The organism is Streptococcus mitis (assembly GCF_001579035.1).
GTDB classification, from domain to species: domain Bacteria; phylum Bacillota; class Bacilli; order Lactobacillales; family Streptococcaceae; genus Streptococcus; species Streptococcus mitis_J.
Genome location: NZ_KQ970286.1, coordinates 137,497 through 138,523, shown reverse-complemented (window position 1 = coordinate 138,523; position 1,027 = coordinate 137,497). Strand labels below are relative to the sequence as shown.

The 1,027-nt window shown below is 40.8% G+C and carries 1 protein-coding gene and 1 pseudogene; both read right to left on the bottom strand.

The genetic code is table 11. The features are described 5' to 3' along the window. A partial coding sequence (locus tag SMIDD26_RS12595; protein WP_246746868.1) for a peptidase U32 family protein occupies positions 1 to 552 on the bottom strand: 552 nt, incomplete at its 3' end. A gap of 241 nt (positions 553 to 793) precedes the next feature. Beyond that, positions 794 to 1,027 (bottom strand): annotated as a pseudogene (locus SMIDD26_RS02955) (GMP synthase (glutamine-hydrolyzing)); the annotation flags it as partial.

Genomic DNA, 1,027 nt, shown 5'->3' with positions numbered 1-1,027 from the left:
GTTTGAAAGTGTACAACGACCAGAGTAAGAAATACACATGGCTCCATGGACAAAGGCTTCAATCTCAACATCTGTACGTTTGCGGATTTCAGCTAATTCTTCCATTGAAACCTCACGCGCTAAAACGACACGAGTCAAGCCTAGTTCTTTCCAGAACTCAAGGGTTTCATAGTTAGTGGCACTGGCTTGAGTAGAGAGGTGGATTTCAAGACCTGGTGCTTCTGTAGCCGCAATCATAATCAAGGCTGGGTCAGACACGATAACTGCCGCAATGCCGATATCACGTAGTTTACGGAACCACTCACCAGCACCAGCTTCATTTCCTTCGTGCATAACCATATTAGCCGCTACATAGACCTTAGCTCCGTACTTAGCCGCAAACTGGACACCTTCTTCCATCTGTTCGAAAGTAAAGTTTCCGGCACGGCTACGAAGACCATAGGCCTGACCACCGATAAAGACAGCATCTGCTCCATACTGAACAGCTACTTTTAGCTTCTCTAAAGTTCCTGCAGGTGATAAAACCTCAGGACGTTTTAATGTTTTTGTCATGATTTCTCCTATTTGCAATATAAAAGTTTGACGTATTTCCTTCTCATTTTATAGTAAATAAGCGATAAAATCAAGCCTAGACAGATTGTTTTGACAATTCTAATCTTTTAAGCTTTGTATAATAATTGTTAAACTATCGAATATAAATCAATTTTAACAAGTAGTCAAAAAGTCTAGAAAAGTAAAAACCAGTATCCAAAGATACTGGCTCATTAAACTACATAAATTAGTCCTTAGATGACTACTCCCACTCTACTGTTGCAGGTGGTTTACTTGTAATATCGTAGACGATACGGTTAACGTGGTCCACTTCGTTTACGATACGTACTGAGATTTTTTGAAGCACTTCCCAAGGAATCTTAGCAAAGTCAGCTGTCATACCATCGATAGAAGTGATAGCACGGATTGCAATCGTGTAGTCATAAGTACGACCGTCACCCATAACACCGACTGAACGAACGCCTGTATTAACTGT